Origin of the sequence: Colwellia sp. 20A7, assembly GCF_009832865.1 — a bacterium.
In the GTDB taxonomy this organism is placed as follows: Bacteria; Pseudomonadota; Gammaproteobacteria; order Enterobacterales; family Alteromonadaceae; genus Colwellia.
Genome location: NZ_CP047130.1, coordinates 1592264 through 1610192, shown reverse-complemented (window position 1 = coordinate 1610192; position 17929 = coordinate 1592264). Strand labels below are relative to the sequence as shown.

General features: G+C 41.1%; 18 protein-coding genes. 13 read left to right on the top strand and 5 right to left on the bottom strand.

Annotation, left to right across the window (positions count from 1 at the left end):
- Positions 1 to 52 precede the first annotated feature (52 nt).
- The 4 genes from GQS55_RS06935 to GQS55_RS06920 all read right to left on the bottom strand — a co-directional run bounded on the left by GQS55_RS06935 (position 53) and on the right by GQS55_RS06920 (position 3680).
- Complete coding sequence (locus tag GQS55_RS06935; protein WP_159819188.1) at positions 53 to 829, bottom strand: SDR family oxidoreductase; 777 nt, start codon at positions 827 to 829, stop codon at positions 53 to 55.
- 41 nt (positions 830 to 870) lie between these two features.
- Positions 871 to 1026: a hypothetical protein gene (locus GQS55_RS06930; RefSeq protein ID WP_159819186.1), complete on the bottom strand. Its 156-nt coding sequence runs from the start codon at positions 1024 to 1026 to the stop codon at positions 871 to 873.
- A gap of 27 nt (positions 1027 to 1053) precedes the next feature.
- Complete coding sequence (locus tag GQS55_RS06925) at positions 1054 to 2733, bottom strand: class I adenylate-forming enzyme family protein (RefSeq protein WP_159819184.1); 1680 nt, start codon at positions 2731 to 2733, stop codon at positions 1054 to 1056.
- Between the two features lie 164 nt (positions 2734 to 2897).
- Positions 2898 to 3680, bottom strand: coding sequence for a nitroreductase (locus tag GQS55_RS06920; protein WP_201294581.1), 783 nt, complete (start codon positions 3678 to 3680; stop codon positions 2898 to 2900).
- 342 nt (positions 3681 to 4022) lie between these two features.
- Here GQS55_RS06920 and GQS55_RS06915 point away from each other — a divergent pair, with 342 nt between their 5' ends.
- Positions 4023 to 4841 (top strand): enoyl-CoA hydratase/isomerase family protein, encoded by an 819-nt coding sequence (locus GQS55_RS06915; protein WP_159819182.1) that lies wholly within the window; start codon positions 4023 to 4025, stop codon positions 4839 to 4841.
- Between the two features lie 42 nt (positions 4842 to 4883).
- Here GQS55_RS06915 and GQS55_RS06910 read toward each other — a convergent pair whose 3' ends face one another.
- Positions 4884 to 5894 (bottom strand): AraC family transcriptional regulator, encoded by a 1011-nt coding sequence (locus GQS55_RS06910; RefSeq protein WP_159819180.1) that lies wholly within the window; start codon positions 5892 to 5894, stop codon positions 4884 to 4886.
- A 173-nt stretch (positions 5895 to 6067) separates the two neighbouring features.
- Between GQS55_RS06910 and GQS55_RS06905 the strand changes: the two genes are divergently transcribed.
- From GQS55_RS06905 to GQS55_RS06850, 12 genes are all read left to right on the top strand, one after another.
- Positions 6068 to 7276, top strand: a complete 1209-nt coding sequence (locus GQS55_RS06905) for an acetyl-CoA C-acetyltransferase (RefSeq protein WP_159819178.1) — start codon at positions 6068 to 6070, stop codon at positions 7274 to 7276.
- Positions 7277 to 7319: 43 nt separating this feature from the next.
- The gene (locus GQS55_RS06900; protein ID WP_159819176.1) at positions 7320 to 9467 is read left to right on the top strand and encodes a 3-hydroxyacyl-CoA dehydrogenase NAD-binding domain-containing protein; all 2148 of its coding nucleotides are present in this window, start codon (positions 7320 to 7322) and stop codon (positions 9465 to 9467) included.
- Positions 9468 to 9525: 58 nt separating this feature from the next.
- Positions 9526 to 10686 (top strand): acyl-CoA dehydrogenase family protein, encoded by a 1161-nt coding sequence (locus tag GQS55_RS06895; protein ID WP_159819174.1) that lies wholly within the window; start codon positions 9526 to 9528, stop codon positions 10684 to 10686.
- An 89-nt stretch (positions 10687 to 10775) separates the two neighbouring features.
- The gene (locus tag GQS55_RS06890; protein WP_159819172.1) at positions 10776 to 11546 is read left to right on the top strand and encodes an SDR family NAD(P)-dependent oxidoreductase; all 771 of its coding nucleotides are present in this window, start codon (positions 10776 to 10778) and stop codon (positions 11544 to 11546) included.
- A 132-nt stretch (positions 11547 to 11678) separates the two neighbouring features.
- Positions 11679 to 12815: a CaiB/BaiF CoA transferase family protein gene (locus GQS55_RS06885; protein ID WP_159819170.1), complete on the top strand. Its 1137-nt coding sequence runs from the start codon at positions 11679 to 11681 to the stop codon at positions 12813 to 12815.
- Positions 12816 to 12841: 26 nt separating this feature from the next.
- Positions 12842 to 13624, top strand: coding sequence for an enoyl-CoA hydratase/isomerase family protein (locus GQS55_RS06880; RefSeq protein ID WP_159819168.1), 783 nt, complete (start codon positions 12842 to 12844; stop codon positions 13622 to 13624).
- Between the two features lie 114 nt (positions 13625 to 13738).
- Positions 13739 to 13915 (top strand): hypothetical protein, encoded by a 177-nt coding sequence (locus GQS55_RS06875; RefSeq protein WP_159819166.1) that lies wholly within the window; start codon positions 13739 to 13741, stop codon positions 13913 to 13915.
- A 59-nt stretch (positions 13916 to 13974) separates the two neighbouring features.
- Positions 13975 to 14346 (top strand): hypothetical protein, encoded by a 372-nt coding sequence (locus GQS55_RS06870; RefSeq protein ID WP_159818046.1) that lies wholly within the window; start codon positions 13975 to 13977, stop codon positions 14344 to 14346.
- Positions 14343 to 14681: an IS66 family insertion sequence element accessory protein TnpB gene (gene tnpB, locus GQS55_RS06865; protein WP_159817815.1), complete on the top strand. Its 339-nt coding sequence runs from the start codon at positions 14343 to 14345 to the stop codon at positions 14679 to 14681. Before GQS55_RS06870 ends, tnpB begins: the two co-directional genes overlap by 4 nt.
- A gap of 96 nt (positions 14682 to 14777) precedes the next feature.
- The gene (locus GQS55_RS06860; RefSeq protein ID WP_159818048.1) at positions 14778 to 16376 is read left to right on the top strand and encodes an IS66 family transposase; all 1599 of its coding nucleotides are present in this window, start codon (positions 14778 to 14780) and stop codon (positions 16374 to 16376) included.
- Between the two features lie 149 nt (positions 16377 to 16525).
- Positions 16526 to 16669 carry a hypothetical protein gene (locus tag GQS55_RS06855; RefSeq protein ID WP_159819164.1) on the top strand — a complete coding sequence of 48 codons (144 nt, stop codon included), beginning with the start codon at positions 16526 to 16528 and terminating at the stop codon, positions 16667 to 16669.
- A gap of 169 nt (positions 16670 to 16838) precedes the next feature.
- Entirely contained in the window at positions 16839 to 17888 is a 1050-nt protein-coding gene (locus GQS55_RS06850; protein ID WP_201294579.1) for a phosphotransferase family protein, read from the top strand.
- The last annotated feature ends 41 nt before the right edge of the window (positions 17889 to 17929 follow it).

Here is a 17929-nt window from a genome sequence, read left to right as displayed (position 1 = left end):
GTATATTTTAAGTGGTATTTTTTATGTTTTTAAAGTCGCTATTATGAAAACGTTACAAACTAGCCCCACCATCTAACACGGCTACATGCCCTGTCATATATCGGCTAGAACACAAATAAATAAGTAGCTGCGCAATATCGTCAGGTTCGCCCATACGACCCATAGGGATAGTATCGAGTAACGACTGCATAGCATCATCTGTTTTAGTGATACCCGCTGTCATCTTACTAGGGAATGAGCCCGGTGCTATGGCATTAACATTGATGTGTTTACTTGATAATTCTTTAGCCAACACCCCTGTAAGATGATGTAAAGCCGCCTTAGATGCTCCATAAGGGAAAGCACTCATGCTGTCTTTAGTTAGCGCGGCAATAGAGCCAATGTTAATAACATGTGCAGGTTGTTCTGCTGAAGATGCCGCTTGCAGATGTCCGAGTAGCTTTTGAATAATATAAAAAGGAGATTTGACATTGATAGCCATAACCTCATCCCAAGCTTTTTCGGGGAAATTAAGGAGTGGTGCGCCCCACGTTTTCCCGGAGTTATTCACTAATATATCTAGCGACTGTTCTTGCTCACCAAAGCTCGCTATTAACTTTTCAATACCTTCCATAGTCGCCACATCAGCGACAATACCTTTGCAATCACCATAAATAGAAAGCGCTTCAACTTTAGCATCGCAATCAGCTAGCTTACGAGAGGTAATATAAACCTTCGCACCCGCTTGAAGCAGGCCCTTAGCCATCATTTCACCCAAGCCTCTTGCGCCGCCAGTTACCAGTGCTGTTTTACCACTAAGAGAAAAAAGTGCATTAATTTCATTATTCATTACATCATTCTACAGTTACCTGCAGATCCATAAAAAGTTGTCTATTCAAATAAATTTGGTTGACCCGTCCAAGCGGTTATACCGCCATCAACTACTAATACTGCTCTGATCATAAAGCTGGCTATACCAGAATATCCTCCTGTGATTAACGCTATTTGTCCTTCTAAGATTCGTTGTTCCTTTACAGTACCTGACATAATACCCCCTACTTCGACATGTAAAAACTATGAGCACGCCATCTCGCGCATCACTTTCTTGTCTAGCTTCCCTACTGCGGTAACTGAAAGCTGGTCAACAAAAAACAGTCTTTTTGGCACTTTATAAGGCGACATGTTGGCGCGACAAAAGGCAATAATTTCAGCCTCTAAAACCGACTTATCTTTATCCACATAAGCAGATTTAAGTTGCACAAACAGGTTAACGATATCATTTCCAGGGCGTTTTTCATCAGCCGTGCCCACCACTGCAACGGCTTCTACACAATCAAGATCAGTCAGTTTGTCTTCAACCTCTATAGAAAAGACTTTATAACCACCAACAATCAACATGTCTTTGGCTCTATCACACACCGTGATATAACCTTCAGAATCCATGAATCCAACATCTCCCGTATACATATATTGCTTACCATGTATGAGGCGCAATGCTTTTTCGGTTTCCTCTGGTAAATTGAGATACCCTTGCATCAACCCTGGGGTATTTACAACAATTTCGCCTTCCTCGCCGAACGGTAATTCTTTAGTACCTGTTTCTAAGTCGACAATTTTCACATCAACACCCGGCAAAGGAATACCAACTGTTGTAGGTTTACAGCGCTTAGGGGGATTAGCTACATAAGTCGGCGACGTTTCCGTCATTCCAAAAAAATCAGCTAGCTTCTGCTCGCCTATTAATTCTTCTACTTTCTTTCGATCACTTCCCGTCAACGGGGCAGCGCCTGAAACAGCGCCCTTCAATTTAGAAAAATCTAAGTCTTTGGATTTCGGGTGGGCCAGCAACATTTGATAAAGAGTAGGGACTGCCGAGAAAAGTGTCGGGGGGTTAGCGATAAGCTGAGCAACAAAATAATCCATATCGCGAGGATCCGGGATCATCACGTTCATACTCCCAAACTGAAGTGTTGCCATAATGCCAGAGGCACCCGCAATATGAAACAGTGGGAATGGCGACATAGATATATCCTCCCCTGCCACCATATCTACATAGAGGTAGGAGTTTGTATTCACCCACGCCAAGCCTCTGTGTGTTAGCATAGCGCCTTTGGGCTTACCTGTTGTTCCTCCTGTGTATTGTAAAATTGCAACGTCATCAGGTGAAACAGAAACTTGTTCGAAGTGAGTGTTTTCGTCAACCATTATACTAGTATAATGGTAAGCCTGAATACCCTCGATGGCTGGAGCCTTCAAATCTTCTGGTGTTTTAATCGTGTCTAAAGCGCCGGTAACAATAACATTACGGAGCGTACCTTCCAGCTGTTTCGATACCGCTTGTGTAATGGGAACGAATGCGTCTAGGATAATCAAAGTACTAATATTGGCATCTTTAACTTGATAAACTAACTCTGGAGGTGCCAATAAAGGGGATACATTAGAAACAATGGCACCCATTTTTGCAGCAGCCACCAACGCTACAACATACTGAGGGATGTTAGGCATTTGAATACCAATCACATCACCTTGAGATATACCCATTGCGACTAATCCATTGGCAAGCTGATTTGCCTGAGCGTCAAGTTCAGCAAAACTTATTTTTTGGTTTAAATAGCCAAGAGCAGGACTATTTGGGCGATCAATAGCGTGTTGACTGACATGAACTGAAAAAGGCATTATCTGAGGAGTTTTTTCCTCTATGCCTGCTTCGTCATAGATAAACTGCCAAGGTTTGGTCTTGTTAGTAATATTCATTTATTTTCCCCTAACTTAAATTAATAATATTTTTATTGTAATTCGAACGATGGTATAGGTTGAAATCTGCCAAACAAACACTACTTGTCTATCTCAAACCAGGCAATATATTATGCTCCCGATATAAAACTATTTTCTTTGGCTTTGTAAAATATAGAAAATACTTAAGAATAAAAACTTACACTGTCTTTAATATTTGCGCGTTCAGTGCGTACGGTATTTAATGGATGCTCAGCATCAAAATAACCAAACGATACACCAAACAATAATTTCATATTATCTGGTATATCCAGTACTTTACGCACCGCATCTGCATTAAAACCTAATATAGTTTGCGGACAACTGCCAACATTGTGAGCGCGCATAGCCAATAATAAATTCTGTGCATACATACCTACGTCAGAAGCCTCTCGCACGCCGCACCAGTCAGGCATAAAAATAAATGCTGCATGAGGTGCATTGTAAAAACTAAGGTTACGTTTCATAAAGCCATTACGGCCTTCGGTATCTTCACGCGCAACATCCGCGGCTTGCATATAAGCCTTAGCAGCGCCTACTTGGCGCTCTTTGTGTGCCCCTTTATAAAGGCTATCATCAAAAGGGTAATCAAGCTGGAATTCTCCTACCCCTATAGATTCAAGCAACGCTTGCTGAATTTCAGTACTCTTTTTACCAGACACCACGCAAACCTTCCATGGTTGGGTATTACAATTAGATGGCGCATACTGCGCTGTTTCTAAAATACGTTTAATATCTATATCTGGCACCGGGGTGCTCAGAAATGAGCGCATAGACCGACGCGCCATTACTAACTCATTAAAATCTTCAAGATTTATCATAATATTACCCGTTTGTTTCTTTGTTTGTTTGTTTTCTATACCGCTATGTGTAACGTAATGATTTTCAAAATCGATAGTTTTATCACAAAAAGCACTAAAGAGACGCAATTGACCACGCTCATACCAGCTAAGTTATAACACCCGATCACCCCTTTGATGTACTGATTCAAAACGAATGTCACTACCGATCCCCCCCCCTCAAAACATATAAATATTGCCACCTTTCGAAACAGTATACACAACAAGAGCATTGTATTACAATTACACAGACACACAAAAACATAGTTACACCCAGCAATCTATCTTTTTAACTAATTTTCAGTAATTTGTCTATACCATATGAAAGCTGTTATCCCCTAAAGCACTGATAAACAACTAAATGCATCAAGCCACGTACAATCTCCTAGTAACAAAATCAAAAATATTATTCAGCCATAGCGAGAATTTACAATGAATCTATTCCAACCTAAACCACCTCCGTACGAGTATATAAAAGTAGAAACAAAACAAAATGTTGATTGGCTAACATTAAACCGTCCCGAATCACTTAACGCAATGAACCCAGAAATGATGCTTGAACTGCAGCATTACTTCGAGAGCCTGCTATATCATCAAGAGATCCGTATTATTGTGCTAAAGGCAGAAGGAAGAGCATTTTGTGCAGGCTACGACTTGTCAAAAGAGCATGCGGTATCACTAGCTTCAGGCCCTGAAGGAATCCGAGTTCAACAACGTGTATCACGCATTGTAAAACTCATGCGTGATTGTCCTCAGCCTATTATATCCATAGTTCAGGGTGCCGCTTGTGGCGGTGGTTTTGCGCTTGCGCTTGCCTCCAACATCAGACTAGTAACACCTAACGTAAAAATGAATGCAGCTTTTATTAAAATTGGCCTTTCAGGTTGTGACGTGGGAGTTAGCTATATGCTGCCCAGGCTTGTAGGTGCATCTATCGCTTCTGAGCTGCTCCTAACAGGAGACTTTCTTCATGCCGATAGAGCGAAAGAGATAGGTTTGGTTTCGAGGATTGGTGCGATTGAAACACTTCACATTGAAGCGAATAATTTCATTGAAAAAATGCTGAATACATCCCCTATGGGGTTAAGACTTACCAAATCAGGACTCAATGCTAACATTGATGCCAACAGCATGGACTCTGCTATAGCCCTTGAGGACAGGCAGCAAATACTCTGTTCTATGAGCGAAGACCACAAAGAAGGCATTGATGCGTTTATTAATAAACGTCCACCGAACTTCAAAGATCAATAATACTAATGGGTATAATTTAGTAATTGAAGTAATAAGTTGGTATTAGGTTAGTTTTCTATAAGCCAAAGGGGTTAATCCTGTCCATTTTTTAAAGGCCCTAATAAAAGTACTGGCTTCAGAAAATCCTAAACGAAAAGCAATATCTTCAATACTTTGTTCTTTTCGATCAATAAAAAACATAGCCATATCCCGGCGAGTATCATCCTTCAATTGTTGAAAGCTATAGCCCTCTTTATGCAAATACCGACGCAATGTTTGCTCAGTTAAATTCATATGCTCAGCGGCCTGATCGAGTAGCGGATTACTATTACCTTCACGAAACAAATTTTCCATCCATATTCTAATTCGGATGTAGGTGGATTTACTTTGTTTCGGCTGACGCAACAAAGAAAGATAAGGTCGCTTAAGTAATTTGTTTAAATCTGTCTTATCTCTGTGACAGCAAAGTTCTAGAGTTTGTCGACTAAAGTAGATAGCGTTTTGCTTTTGATTAAAGCGAACAAGTGCACCATAGAAAACAAAACGGTATTCTTCACTAAATTCAGGCTCCGAACAAGTTAGATCAATCTTTTCAATAGGAAGGTACTCGTTCGCTAACCAGCAATGCAAACGATGTGCACTAGTGAGTATCGACTCAATAATAAAGTTGCTTTGCACACCTACATGCTTAGTATCTTTGATGACTAAACACCCACCATTATCTGAAAAATAAGTATAAGCAACCAGGCTATTGTTAAGCAGGTTATTACTATCCCGCCAAACATTTAAACAATCTTTGATAGTGTCACCACTAAGACAGGCCCGAGCTAATAAATTAAACGTTCCCAAAGGCATGGGTTTGGCTAGCAATCCATAGGCCTCATCTCGTAAAAGCTGTGTAACTGCATAACTGAGTTCTGAGAAAGTTTTTGCCGATACTCTCAACTTCGGGTTAGTTAAAATTCTACTTGAAAGGCCCTGTGCCTGAAGTATTTCATCTTGGCTATACCCTTTAATAATAGAGCCTTCTAGCAAGCCTTTTATAAACACAGGTGAGATTGTGATCTCTTTCATAGGTATTCCTTGAGTTCAGACAAAATATTAAAAACTAATAAAAAGTAAGATAATGCCTATTTATTTGAAAGTCAATGCCATGGTTAACAAGGTGTCAAAGGGGCACACTGAATCCAACAAAAATTAAACTTGGGTTTTAAACTCCCATTCATTAACCACTAAAGAGGCATACAATGACTCATCACGCTTATATTTACGACGCAATACGTACTCCCCGAAGCAAAGGAAAAATAGACGGAAGTCTATACGAAGTTAAACCAATAGATCTAGGTGCAGGCCTGCTAAAAGCGCTACAAGCTCGCCATGATTTAGATACCTCTTATGTTGATGACGTCGTTATGGGTTGTGTAAGCCCAGTAGGTGAGCAAGGCTCAGATGTTGCCAAAATGATTGTACAAAATGCTGGTTGGGATGAATCAGTACCAGCAGTTCAACTAGATCGCTACTGTGCATCAGGACTAGAAGCCGTTAACATTGCAGCCCAAAAAATTGCTTCAGGCTGGGAAGATTTAGTTGTTGCCGGTGGTATTGAGTCTATGTCTCGTGTACCTATGGGTTCATCTGGCGGTGCAATGGTAGGCGACCCTGAATTTCAACTAGACCAAGGCTTTGTTCCACAAGGTATTGGCGCAGATACTATCGCTAGCCTTGATGGTTATAGCCGCGAAGAGGTTGATGCGTTTGCCCTCGAGTCACAACGTCGTGCAGCTTTTGCTCGCGACAATGGCTACTTTGACAAATCAGTTGTCCCAGTAAAAGATAGAAATGGCATAATCATTTTAGCAAAAGATGATTTCATCAAACCTCACAGCACTATGGAAGGCCTAGGCAACTTAAAACCTTCTTTCCAAAAAATGGGGCCTTTTGGTTTCAATGACATCATGCTTAAAAAGTACAACACACTAGAAAAGATTACTCATGTTCATACACCAGGTAACTCTTCAGGTATTGTTGATGGCTCATCTGCTGTATTAATCGGCAGCGAAAAAGCCGGTAAAGATTTAGGACTTACACCTCGTGGTCGCGTTGTAGCTACCGCTGTATTGTCAACTTGTCCAACAATTATGTTAGCAGGCCCTGGCCCTTCAGCTAAAAAAGCACTAGCTAAAGCGGGTCTTAAAGTATCTGATATTGATTTGTGGGAAATCAACGAAGCTTTTGCTTCTGTTGCAATGCGCTACATGAAAGATTTAGATATCAGCCACGAAATCACTAATGTTAACGGTGGTTCAATTGCTATGGGTCACCCCCTTGGTGCTACTGGCGGTATGTTAGTAGGTATTATGCTAGACGAACTAGAACGTCGCGGTCTTAGACGAGCAATGCTTTCGCTCTGTGTTGGTGGCGGCATGGGTATTTCCACTATTATCGAAGTTGTATAACCCCCAATCGTTAATCAAACTGACAAAATTTAGGATAAAAATCATGAGTGTATTTAACTATAATAAAGATGCCGATGGCATTGTAACCGTTACTATGGATATGACTGGTCCAGTCAATGCCATGAACGATGAATATAATTTAGCAATGACTGAGACTATTGACCGTCTTGAAGCGGAAGAAGGACTAACGGGTGTTGTTTTAGCTTCTGCTAAGAAAACCTTTTTCGCCGGTGGTGATTTAAAAGCCCTTTTAACAGTACAAAAAGGCGATGAAGAAGCATTCTTCGACGGTAATATGGCGCTTAAAAATCGTTTACGTCGTTTAGAACAATTACCTGTACCTGTAGTGTCAGCAATCAATGGCGCTGCGCTAGGCGGTGGTTTTGAAATATGTTTAGCAACTAACTATCGTATCGCTTACAACCACAAATCAGTTCAAATTGGTTTACCTGAAGTCGGTTTAGGTTTATTGCCCGGCGGCGGCGGTGTTGTTCGTATGGTAAGTATGTTAGGGCTAGAAACTGCTCTTCCTTATCTAATGGAAGGTAAAAAAGTAACACCAGAGAAAGCATTAAAAGCAGGAATGATTAACGAAGTTGTTAACACCCTTGATGAATTAGTCCCACGTGCTAAAGCGTATATTCTTGAGCAAAAAGGCAATGAAGATGCGACTACGCAACCTTGGGACAAAAAAGGCTTCAAAATCCCTGGTGGCAACGCTGGCTCGCCAAAGCTAGCTCAAATAATGATGGGTGCTCCAGCAATGCTGGCAAAAACCACTCGTGGTTTACTTCCTGCACCAGAGCAAATTTTAAACGCTGCAACCGAAGCCGCTCGTTTACATTTTGATGCAGCGATGAGAGTTGAAGGCCGTGGGCTTACCTATTTGGTAACAACACCTGAAGCTAAAAACTTGATCACTACTTTCTTCTTCCAAATGAACAAGCTTAATGGTGGTGCTTCACGTCCAAAAGATGTTGAAAAGCAACTAACTAAGAAAGTAGGTATACTTGGCGCTGGCATGATGGGACAAGGCATTGCTTATGTGTCTGCTATGGCAGGCATTGAAGTTATTCTTAAAGACATTAGCGTTGAAGCAGCAGAGAAAGGTAAAGCTTACTCAGTTAAATTGCTAGACAAAGCTATCGGCCGTGGCCGCATGACTGAAGAGAAAAAAGCACAGATATTAGGGTTAATTAAACCTACAGCTGAAAATGAAGATCTAAAAGGTTGTGATCTTATTATTGAAGCTGTGTTCGAAAATATTGAACTGAAAAACAAAATAACAAAAGCGACTGAACCTTATTTATCTGAAGGCACAGTATGGGGTTCTAATACTTCTACGTTACCAATTACTCAGTTAGCAGAAGCATCAAGTACACCTAAAGACTTCATTGGTGTTCACTTCTTCTCGCCTGTTGATAAAATGCCTTTAGTTGAAATCATCTGTGGTGAAGAAACCAGTGATGAAGCATTAGCTAAAGCGTATGATTACGCACGTCAAATCAAGAAAACACCGATTGTTGTTAACGATTCTTTAGGCTTCTTTACTTCGCGTACTTTTGGTACTTACTTTGATGAAGGCGTTCGCGCTGTTGTTGAAGGTGCCAACCCAGTACGTGTTGATAACTTAGGTAAAGCGATTGGTATGCCTGTTGGACCATTAACAGTACACGATGAAACTAGCTTAGAGCTTAGCCGAAAAGCTGCAAAAACATGGGCTGATATGGGCGTGAGTAACGCATTTGGTGAGCAAGCTGCCCTAACTGAAATGATAGAGTTTATGGTTATCGAAAACGGCCGCGGTGGTCGTCATCACGGTGGCGGTTACTATGACTATAATGCTGATAAAACCAAAACAATCTGGCCTGGTTTAGTTGAAAAATACTATAACGAAAACTATGATATTTCAGATCAAGATATTAAAGACCGTTTGTTGTTCCGTAGCGTTATTGAAACACTTAAGTGTCTTGAAACTAACGTTTTGCGCACCGTAGCTGATGGTAATATCGGCTCTATTATGGGTATTGGCGCACCAGTATGGACTGGCGGTTATTTACAGTTCGTAAACACTTACGGCTTAGAAAAATTCCAAACCCGTTGTGGTGAATTGGCCGCAAAATACGGTGAACGTTTTAATTGTCCAGCTATCGTTGGCGAGAAAATTGCCTCTGGCGAAACATTCCAATAACTATTTAATAAAGGGCTGAATCATTGGATTCAGCCCTTTTTTTTAAAGGAGATTTAATATGCGTAATTTTACTGAAGAACAAACCATGTTTCGTGATGCTTATCGCAAGTTTCTAGAGGCTGAAATAAAACCTCACATGGAACGTTACCGTGAGCAGGGAATCGTAGACCGTGAAGCCTTTGAAAAAGCCGGTGAGCAAGGCTTTTTAATGATTTGGCCAGATGAGCAATATGGTGGTTTAGGCGATAATGATTTCCGTTTTGAACAAGTGATTATTGAAGAAAACGTCCGTGCTGGTACTGGCGAGTGGTTTGCAACATTGCACAGCCGTTTGGTTGGACCATACATAGATCACTTTGGAAATGATGAGCAAAAACAACGTTTTTTGCCTGACTGTATTACCGGTAAAAAAATCCTTGGTATTGCTATGACTGAACCGGATGCAGGCAGTGATTTGTCTGGCATGCGCTCTACTATAGTAGAAAAAGATGACCACTTCTTACTTAATGGCTCGAAAGTCTATATTTCCAACGGCATATTGGCTGATTTGGTAATTGTAGCAGCTAAATCTGATCCTGAAAATAACCCACATGCTATGACACTTTGTGTCGTTGAACGTGGCATGGAAGGTTTTGAACGTGGTCGTAACCTCGATAAAATGGGGCTAAAAGCACAAGATACAGCTGAGCTATTCTTCACCAATGTAAAGATCCCTAAAGAAAATATATTGGGTGAACCAGGTAAAGGCTTTTTCTATTTAATGCAAGGTCTTGCTGAAGAGCGCTTAATCGCAATGGTCGGTGCTACTGCCAATGCTCGCCATGCCTTTAATTTAACCCGTGATTATGTAATGGATCGTAAAGTCTTTGGTAAGCCGCTAGCAAACATGCAAAATACACAGTTCAAAATGGCTGAGATGGATGCTGAAATTGATATCATGCAAGTCTATGTTGATCACTGTGTGAGTGAACATAATGAAGGTCGTTTAACAGTAAATATGGCCGCTAAAGGAAAATTACAGGGAAGTGAACTTGAATGGCGCATGCTTGATTTAGGCGTTCAATTACACGGCGGCGCTGGTTACATGCAGGAATATCCAATTTGTCGCATGTTCACTGACTCAAGAGTTAACCGTATTTTAGCGGGCAGTTCTGAGATAATGAAGTTCATCATTGGTCGTGATGTTTTTAATGAAAATTATACCAGCCTTTTAGACTAGTTTGATTCAGTTTAGTTTATGCGGCGCTAGTAGCCGCTTTATTTTTTGGTTCTAGCAGCCAAATAACATCCAATAATTTAGGGTAAATCATGGAAATTCAAGGTAAAGTTGCGATTATTACAGGTGGAGCATCGGGTTTAGGCGAAGCGACTGTCCGCTTATATGTTGAGAAAGGTGCGAAAGTTGCCATTTTTGATATGAACGATGAACGTGGTACTGCGTTAGCTAAAGAATTAGGCGACGCTGTTATTTATCAAAGCGTAAACGTTACGGATGAAGCATCAGTTGAAGCAGCAATTGCGGCAACAATAGCTGCGTTTGGATCGGTTCATATTTGTAATAATTATGCAGGTATTGGAGACGCTAAAAAAACGGTAGGTAGAGAAGGCGCCTTCCCTCTTGATGCTTTCAAAAAAGTTATTGATGTAAACTTAATCGGCACGTTTAACGTATTGCGCTTGGTTGCCCTTCAAATGTCAACACAAGAGCCTGTAACAGAATGTGGTAGCCGTGGTGTTATCATTAATACAGCATCTGTTGCTGCTTATGATGGCCAAATAGGTCAAGCAGCTTACAGCGCTTCTAAAGGTGCTATTGTAAGCATGACCTTACCAATCGCTCGTGATTTATCTCAGTTTGGCATTCGTGTTAACACAATCGTACCTGGCTTGGTGTTTACACCTCTGTTTAATGGCTTACCAGAAGCTGCATTTGAAAGCTTGTCAAAGAGTCCTCTTTTTCCTAAACGTTTAGCACGCCCAGAAGAAGTAGCACACCTGTCTCAGTTTATTGTTGAAAATGACTATACCAATGCTGAGTGTATTCGTATAGATGCTGGCATCCGTATGCAAGCTAAATAATAAACTATCGCAATTGAAAGGATGAAACGCTAAATCTCGAATTCATTTCCAATTGTTGTTAGATAACCTGAGCTCCTCATCTCTTTAAGGAGCTTTTTAATTATATTTTTTATTAAGTTGAGTGATAAAACTATGGGACCTTTAGCAGGTATAAAAATTATTGAGATGAAGGGCATTGGCCCTGGACCCTATGCAGGTCAGATACTAGCCGATCTTGGCGCAGAAATAATCGTTGTTGAACGCGCATCAAAACCCAACTCTATTGCAGTACCATCAGCGCTAGATATTAATTCACGTGGTAAGAAAAGTATTGCGCTAGATCTTAGAAAACCAGAGGGTTTAGAAGCGTTATTAAAACTTGTAGAAAGCGCTGATGCTATATTTGAAGGTAATCGTCCGGGTGCTGCTGAACGTGTAGGCTTTGGGCCAGATGTTTGTTTAGCACGTAATCCTAAGCTTGTTTATGGTCGAATGACCGGTTGGGGTCAAACGGGTCCTTTAGCTCATTCGGCGGGTCACGACTACAACTATATTTCGCTAACTGGTGCTGCCGCAGCGATAGGCACCAAAGACCAACCCACTCCGCCTCTTAATGTGGTTGGTGATTATGCCGGTGGTAGTATGTTTTTAGTGGTCGGTATTCTTTCTGCGCTTCTCGAAGCTAAAACATCGGGTAAAGGTCAAGTTATTGACACCGCCATAACCGACGGTTCTGCACATCTTATGAGTATGTTCCATACCTTAAGTGAAATGAAGGCTTGGAATCCGTCTCGTGCCAGCAATATGCTTGACGGTGGCGTGCCATTTTATGGCGCCTATGAAACATCCGATGGTAAACATATTTCAGTAGGTCCCATCGAACCACAATTTTTTGCTGAGATGATTCAAAAATCTGGCATGCCTGAAAGCTTTATCGCCGATCAAAATAACCCTAAAGCTTGGGGTGAAATGAAAAAAGTTTTTACTGAAACCTTTAAATCTAAAACGAGAGATGAGTGGGCGAGTCTTTTTGAAGGCACTGATGCTTGTGTCGCTGGTATTCTTGATTATAACGAAGCCATTAATCACCCGCACAACAAAGCACGTGGTACTTACATCCAAGTTAATGGAATAAACCAGCCTGCCCCAGCGCCAAGGTTTAGTCGCAGTGAATGTTCTACACCACAAGCCCCACATGCAGAAGGTGTAGACACACAATCAGTATTAACTGACTGGGGTTTTTCAGCAGATGAAATCACAGTATTGGCTAATGCGGGCGCATTAACCTAACCAAAAATTATAAGTGAGAATAAATAATGAGTAACTTTGAAAAAATTAACTACACACTTGAAAACCACGTAGCCACTATTAGCCTTAATAGCCCAAAAACAATGAACGCCATGAGCAAACAGATGCGCCTTGAATTGAAGCAGGTTATTGATACGATTGAAGCCGATAAAGATGCACGCATCGTTGTGATACGTGCTGAAGGTCGCGGCTTTTCATCAGGTACTGACTTGACCGAAGGTTTGGCGGGCTTTGATACTATCGAAGAGCAAATACTGCAAGAATACAAACCAGTATTGATGGGTATTGCTCAATCGAAAAAACCTTATATTGCTTCAATCAATGGCGCTTGTGCTGGTATTGGTGCAGGATTAGCGTTGGCTTGTGATCTAGCGATTATGTCAGATGATAGCTTTATTTACTTAGCCTTTGCAGGACTTTCTTTTGTTCCAGATGGCGGCATGGCTCATCACTTAGTCTCAGCAATGGGCTATAAAAAAGCCTATCAAGCTTTTCTAGAGACTGCCCGTATTAAAGCTGATGAATGTTTACAGTATGGCTTCGTTAACAAGGTTGTTGAGACTTCACAACTTGACCAGGCTACTAAAGCATGGGCAGAGGCCCTTGCCGAAGGTGCTCCGCTAGCACAAAGATTTGGTAAAGAAATTATGCGCGGTGTTCATACATCAACGGTTGAGGAAACACTTGATCTTGAAGCAAAAATTCAGATAACTTGTTCAACTAGTAAAGACTCTGCGAGCGCGGTCAACGCTTTTTTCAAGAAGGAAAAACCTGTTTTTATTGGTGAATAAAACGAAGGTTACACCTCGTGTTATTTGTAAATTGCACGAGGTTCTTTTTAACAAAAAAAATCACCTCACTTAATATAATACCTATATATAACTTTTAAATTGGATGAATAATAAATGAAACGATTAATTTTACCTTTGATATTATTGAGCAATGCTGCATTTTCTGCTGAGCCCCTAACTAAAACCGAACTAAATGAAATTGAATCACTACTTGCAGAAGCAGGCGGTAAAGCGATTTATTTAAGCCGAGATTGTGATAAACCAATAGATCGTGAGCTTACGGCAGCCTAGCTCAACTTCCCCTTTTTGATCTGTTTTAATGATCGCAACCAAATTACTAGGATGCAATCATGCCAAACCAAGATCAATTAACAACGGTCGTTACTGCTTTTGAGCACTGGCGTAGCAACAGAAGTGGTCGTCAAGTCACAACGCCCATCGCATTGCGTGAGCAAGCCGTAGCATTACTCAATCACTATTCTTCTAGCAAAATAACATCAGCATTAAGGATCAGTGGCGGCCAGCTCAAGCAATGGCGAAATACGCTTGAACCTGCTGAAAAAGCACCGCTATTTGTGCACCTTCCTATTTCACCACCGCCATTACTCACACAACCGCCCTTTACTGTTGAACTACGCTTTGCCCAAGGTAATGAAATGTCTTTATCTGGTGTTATTGATACTAACATCATCATTTCGCTCATTGGGGCAATGAAATCATGATCCATTTAACCGCTGACACCCACATATTAATCGCGATTGAACCCGCTGATTTTCGCCAGGGCATTGATGGTTTAGCCGCAACATGCCGTTATAAATTATCGGTCAACCCACGTTCGGGTACTGTGTTTGTCTTTATTAATCGCAATAAAACCATGGTGCGCGCATTATCGTATGATGGTACTGGCTTTTGGCTCATGACCAAGCGTTTATCTAAAGGAAAGTTTCAAAATTGGCCGTCATCAAACAAAAGTATTGAACAGATCATCGCGAAAAAACTGCGAAAACTATTGTGTGACAACGATCCATTATGGGAAAAAACGGATCCTCTTTACTGAGTAAAATCATTGAGATAAACACTTGATTTTTACTTTTATCGGATCATAATGCCTGCAAAATAAACCTGTACCAAACACTAAAACTCTGGACGTACCGTGAGCAAACCTTTTACCGACATTGATGGCAAAGCCCTTGAAGCGCTGATAGAGCGCGTGAACGAGGCCAAAGAAAACAATCTGGCCTTAAGCCCAGAGGATTATCAGTTATTACTTGATGCGTTATTGACCTTAGCCACCACGCAAACCCGCTTAGCGAATCATGATGTTACCGTGCATAAACTGCGAAAATTGTTAGGTATTGAAAAATCATCTGAAAAACTAGGCTCGGTGCTTAAGCAAACTAAAGCGTCATCGGGCAAGAAAAATAAAAAGCGTAGCAACGATAATGGTGAAGGTTTCACCCCGGTTAAACCCACGATTATCGTTCATGGACTAGTTGACGTAAATAAAGGCGATACCTGTGTTGAGTGCTTAACCGGTAAGGTTTATAAAACCGAGCCAGGTAGCTTGCTACGTATCACCGGACAAAGTCCTTTCAAACCTGAGCAGCATGTCATGGAGCGTCTTCGTTGTAATACCTGCGGTGCTTATTTTACCGCACCACTGCCGGACGATGTCTTAACCGATGGCTTAAGTACTCAAAAATATGGTTATTCAGCACGTTCTTTAATGGCGATTTATAAATACTTTGCTGGACTGCCTTTTTATCGTCAAAGCAGTATTCAAAAATTACTGGGGGTAAAAATCACCGCGTCAACGGTTTTTGACCAAGTAGAGCTTGTTTGTAATGCTATTTATCCCGTGTACCAATTGCTCTTCAATTTAGCGGCTGATGGTAAACACTACTATTTAGATGACACAACTAACCGTATTCTTGATGCGAAATCGGTGATAAAGAAAGCACGCAACAGTGAGAAAGTCATCACACGTACGGGCGTTTATACCTCAGGTGTTATCGCAACGCTGGCTGATAACCGTCATATTGTTTTATTTGAGACTAACATCGGGCACGCGGGAGAATTCATTGACAGTATTTTGCACAAGCGCAGTCAATCATGCACCAAACCACTCATCATGAGTGATGCGCTAGCGAGCAATCGGCCGACGGTACGTGAGGCGATAACGTCACTGTGTAATAGCCACGCAAGACGACAATTTGTAGATGTTATCAATCACTTTCCAATTGAGGTCGAGCATGTCCTCAAACGTTATGGCGAAATATGGGTCAATGATGACCATACGAAAGAAGAAAAGTTAACCCCGACTGCAAGGCTTGCTTACCATCAGCAACATTCGCTGCCCATTATGGAAGCCATAAAATTGTGGGGAGAAACGCATTTAGCCAATGAAACCGTTGAAGAAAACAGTGGCCTAGGCAAAGCTATTCGCTACTTTATCAAACATTATGTCGGACTGAGTTACTTTTGCAGCACTGAAGGAGTAAAAATCGACAATAATCGTATTGAAGCGATGCTCAAAATTGTGGTGAGAGACAGAAAAAACGCGATGTTCCACAAAACCTTACTGGGGGCAACGATTGGGGATGTCATTACCTCGGTCATCGCGACGGCAAGTGAGGCGGGTATTAATGTCTTTGACTACTTCACCACCTTACAACGAGAAAAAGAGCAGGTAAAAAAGACCCCTGAAGATTATTTACCCTGGAATTATCTCGCTAAAAATTCAATCACCTAAAAAAACCAAACACGATGATTTAGGCTTTACCGCCTAGGTCAAGCTGTACCTGAAAAAATCGTGATGTCACGCTACGCTGCCGTAAGCTCACAATAGATCCTGAAAAATTTAAAGAATTATCTAAGTTATTAGCTTTTTCTGAAGGTTACATGTCTATTGAAGGAGTTAACTGGGAACATATTGCACGTAAAGCTCATCAAGAATATGGCAGGTTAAAAATTCAAGCACCGCTAGGTGAGCTTTGCGAAGAAATAAAAACAGTGATAAAAGGTGATTATAACTTCTTAAAGTAGCATTACATGCAGGTTGTTTATTGTCTTTTTTATTCTTTTATGGTCTTTTATATTTAATCAGTAGTAGTTTATGCGTCATTGTAATACAATACTACAAGTGGTCTATTAATAGTCTGGAAATTAATCCACCTATGGCTACTTGGCAATATCCAAGATAAGGATTGTATAAGTGACTACAGTAAACGAGTTAATAGATCTAACAGCACTTGCTGACTGGATGGATAACCAAGATTTGGGTCAAGGCCCCTTGATCAATCCACGACTGTTAACCGGTGGAACACAAAATATTCTCATGCAGTTTGAAAGAGAGAAGCAGTCTTTTGTTTTACGCCGCCCACCGATAAACATGCGGAGTAACTCGAATAAAACAATGTGTAGGGAAGCACAAGTACTTTCTGCCCTTAGTGGTTCTACTGTTCCTCATCCTGGATTTATCGCAGTATGTGAAGAAACAGATGTACTTGGTGCAAGCTTTTACTTAATGGAACCTGTAATCGGGTTTAACGTTATCAATGGGCTACCTAAACTCCATCAATTAAACCCCGATATACAATTCAGAATGGGCCTATCTCATATTGAAGCATTGGCAAAACTCGGGAATATTGACTATAAAGCTGTTGGGCTTGAGACATACGGTAAACCAGACGGTTTCTTAAAAAGGCAAGCTCCACGCTGGCTCTCACAATTAGAAAGCTATAGCGAGTATGAAGGTTGGCCGAAACTGAACGATGCTGAAGGTATTTCCATAATTGCTGACTGGTTAAATACAAATTGTCCAACCTCCTTCGAGCCTGGCATTATTCACGGCGATGCGCATATTGGCAATGTGATGTTTGAAAACAACAGTGGAGAAGTTGCGGCACTCATAGACTGGGAATTAGCAACGATTGGCGACCCGTTAATAGATCTTGGTTGGATAATTGCTACATGGCCTGAGCCTAATGGAACTGAAACTCTTGCCCTCGGAGGCCCAAAACTTAATGGACTTCCTAATATTGATGAGCTATTAGAACATTATGGCAAGCACTCTACGCGAAACCTAGATTGCATTTCTTGGTACGGCATACTCGGCTGCTTCAAACTCGCCATTATTTTAGAAGGAACCTATGCACGATCTTGTGCTGGTAAAGCCTCTAAAGAAGTAGGCCAAGGGCTTCACGATTCAGCCATTAGACTACTCAAACGTGCAAAAGAATTAATAGCGCTTAATATTGACTAAACAATTAAATAAAAAGGAAATGTCTACAGCTACAGTATCTC

What these genes read in the sequence shown, in the direction of transcription:
- GQS55_RS06890 (WP_159819172.1), top strand. Translation starts at nt 10,776, where the DNA reads ATGGAAATTCAAGGTAAAGTTGCGATTATTACAGGTGGAGCATCGGGT.
- GQS55_RS06875 (WP_159819166.1), top strand. Translation starts at nt 13,739, where the DNA reads ATGAAACGATTAATTTTACCTTTGATATTATTGAGCAATGCTGCATTT.
- GQS55_RS06930 (WP_159819186.1), bottom strand. Translation starts at nt 1,026, where the DNA reads ATGTCAGGTACTGTAAAGGAACAACGAATCTTAGAAGGACAAATAGCG.
- GQS55_RS06855 (WP_159819164.1), top strand. Translation starts at nt 16,526, where the DNA reads ATGTCTATTGAAGGAGTTAACTGGGAACATATTGCACGTAAAGCTCAT.
- GQS55_RS06895 (WP_159819174.1), top strand. Translation starts at nt 9,526, where the DNA reads ATGCGTAATTTTACTGAAGAACAAACCATGTTTCGTGATGCTTATCGC.
- tnpB (WP_159817815.1), top strand. Translation starts at nt 14,343, where the DNA reads ATGATCCATTTAACCGCTGACACCCACATATTAATCGCGATTGAACCC.
- GQS55_RS06900 (WP_159819176.1), top strand. Translation starts at nt 7,320, where the DNA reads ATGAGTGTATTTAACTATAATAAAGATGCCGATGGCATTGTAACCGTT.
- GQS55_RS06905 (WP_159819178.1), top strand. Translation starts at nt 6,068, where the DNA reads ATGACTCATCACGCTTATATTTACGACGCAATACGTACTCCCCGAAGC.
- GQS55_RS06885 (WP_159819170.1), top strand. Translation starts at nt 11,679, where the DNA reads ATGGGACCTTTAGCAGGTATAAAAATTATTGAGATGAAGGGCATTGGC.
- GQS55_RS06910 (WP_159819180.1), bottom strand. Translation starts at nt 5,894, where the DNA reads ATGAAAGAGATCACAATCTCACCTGTGTTTATAAAAGGCTTGCTAGAA.
- GQS55_RS06915 (WP_159819182.1), top strand. Translation starts at nt 4,023, where the DNA reads ATGAATCTATTCCAACCTAAACCACCTCCGTACGAGTATATAAAAGTA.
- GQS55_RS06935 (WP_159819188.1), bottom strand. Translation starts at nt 829, where the DNA reads ATGAATAATGAAATTAATGCACTTTTTTCTCTTAGTGGTAAAACAGCA.
- GQS55_RS06925 (WP_159819184.1), bottom strand. Translation starts at nt 2,733, where the DNA reads ATGAATATTACTAACAAGACCAAACCTTGGCAGTTTATCTATGACGAA.
- GQS55_RS06870 (WP_159818046.1), top strand. Translation starts at nt 13,975, where the DNA reads ATGCCAAACCAAGATCAATTAACAACGGTCGTTACTGCTTTTGAGCAC.
- GQS55_RS06880 (WP_159819168.1), top strand. Translation starts at nt 12,842, where the DNA reads ATGAGTAACTTTGAAAAAATTAACTACACACTTGAAAACCACGTAGCC.